The following is a 1,817-nucleotide window of genomic DNA, read 5'->3' on the forward strand; positions in this document are numbered from 1 at the left end:
CTGCATGGCCAGCAGCGTGGCCTGCAGAATATTGCGCTGATCGATTTCTTCGACCGAACTCTCGGCGATGCTCCAACCCAGGCTGTGCGCCCGGATTTGCGCATCGAGTTCCTCGCGACGGCGAGCGCTGAGCAGCTTGGAGTCGGCCAGCCCGGCAATGGGATGGGCGGGATCGAGCACCACGGCCGCGGCCACCACCGGCCCTGCCCATGGCCCGCGCCCGACTTCGTCGCAGCCGGCAATCAGAGCGACGGAAGCGTCGTCTGCTGCGGCGAACAAGGCGGTCTGCGTCATGCCGGAATCATGTCGAGAATGGCCTGCGAGGCCAGCGCGGCCGTATCGCGCCGCAAACTCAGGTGCATATCAGCGAAGCGGTCTTGCAGATGCTGCAATTGCGCCGGGTGCTCCAGCAAGTCGCTGGCCGCGTCGGCCAGGGCCAGCGGGGTGCAATCGTGCTGCAACAACTCGGGCACCAGACGTTTGCCAGCCAGAATGTTGGGCAGCCCGACATCGGGCAGATAACCCCGGCCCGACATCATGCGATAAGAGAGCGCCGACATACGATAGCCGATCACCATGGGCCGCTTGAACAAGGCACATTCCAGCGTGGCGGTGCCACTGGCGACCAGGGCGAGATTGCAGGCTGCCAGAACGGTGTGCGACTGTCCGTCGATCAGGTGCAAGGGAAGGTCTGGATGCGCGGCAGCCGCCTGCAACACCATGGGCCGCAGGCCCGCATGAGCAATCGGCACGATCACCCGTGACATCTGGCCACGCTGCACCAGCAGAGCGGCAGCGGCCAAAAACGGAGCAATGAGATGCTTCACCTCGGCTCGACGACTACCTGGCAGCACGGCCAGACAGCGGCCGTCTGCGGGCAGAGCCAGCACCCGCCGCGCCGCCTCGCGGTCGGGCTCCAAAGGAATGACCTCGGCCAGAGGGTGGCCGATGTAAGTCGCCTTCACGCCCGTGTCGGCATAGAGCGCTGGCTCGAAGGGGAAAATGCAGAGCATGTGATCCACAGCCTGGCGAATCAGTTCGATGCGCTCGCGCCGCCACGCCCAGATGGACGGGCTCACCAGGTGCGCAACCGGAATGCCCGCCTGCCGCAGCCGACGCTCCAATTGCAGATTGAAATCCGGCGCGTCCACGCCGACGAACACCGCCGGCGGTTCGGCCAGAAGACGCCCGCGCAAACGCCGACGCATCAGCAACAGTTCGGGCAGGCGCGCCAGCACGTCGGCATAGCCATTCACCGCGAGCCGTTCGCTGGGCCACCAGGCATTGAAACCCGCGGCCTGCATGCGCGGTCCGCCGATGCCCACGCGGTTCAGCTCGGGCGCCCGGTCGCGCAGGGCACTGAGCAAATGCCCAGCCAGCAGATCGCCGGAAGCCTCACCGGCGACGAAGGCCAAAGTCGCCGAAGCACGGGCGGTCATCACCCGCTCAGGGCCGGACGATGCCACGCCCAGCCTCGGCCAGGAACGCCTGTAGCGCGCCAATTGCCTCGGCCGCCTGCGGCCGTTCAGCCAGCAGATCGGCCAGCGCGGCGCGCGCCTGCTCCAGCGACAACCCCCGCCGATACAACACACGGTAGGCGGCGCGCAGCGCGGTGATCTGATCGGGCGAATAGCCCCTGCGCCGCAGCCCTTCGGCATTGATGCCGTGCGGTTTGGCTGGATTGCCTGCCACCAGGGTGTAGGGCGGTACGTCCTGCAGGATGACCGAGCTGATGCCGGTCATCACATGGGCGCCAATACGCACGAACTGATGCACACCGGTATAGCCGCCCAGCACGGCCCAATCGCCCACATGAA

2 protein-coding genes and 1 pseudogene are annotated in these 1,817 nt (G+C 66.5%); all 3 read right to left on the reverse strand.

Going from position 1 to position 1,817, the window contains the following annotated elements; genetic code table 11:
- Nucleotides 1-294 (reverse strand): ribonuclease HII (locus tag AC2VLV_RS06300; protein WP_486989158.1); only part of this gene is annotated, 294 nt, incomplete at its 3' end.
- Nucleotides 291-1,439, reverse strand: coding sequence for a lipid-A-disaccharide synthase (gene lpxB / locus AC2VLV_RS06305; RefSeq protein ID WP_486989159.1), 1,149 nt, complete (start codon nucleotides 1,437-1,439; stop codon nucleotides 291-293). The genes AC2VLV_RS06300 and lpxB, both read right to left, overlap by 4 nt.
- Nucleotides 1,440-1,446: 7 nt before the next feature.
- Nucleotides 1,447-1,817, reverse strand: a pseudogene (locus tag AC2VLV_RS06310) (acyl-ACP--UDP-N-acetylglucosamine O-acyltransferase); the annotation flags it as partial.

Source organism: Thiomonas sp. TH-17 (genome assembly GCF_057473305.1).

Bases quoted from the DNA above. Each gene is read 5' to 3' on its own strand.
- lpxB (WP_486989159.1), bottom strand. From the start codon at position 1,439: ATGACCGCCCGTGCTTCGGCGACTTTGGCCTTCGTCGCCGGTGAGGCT.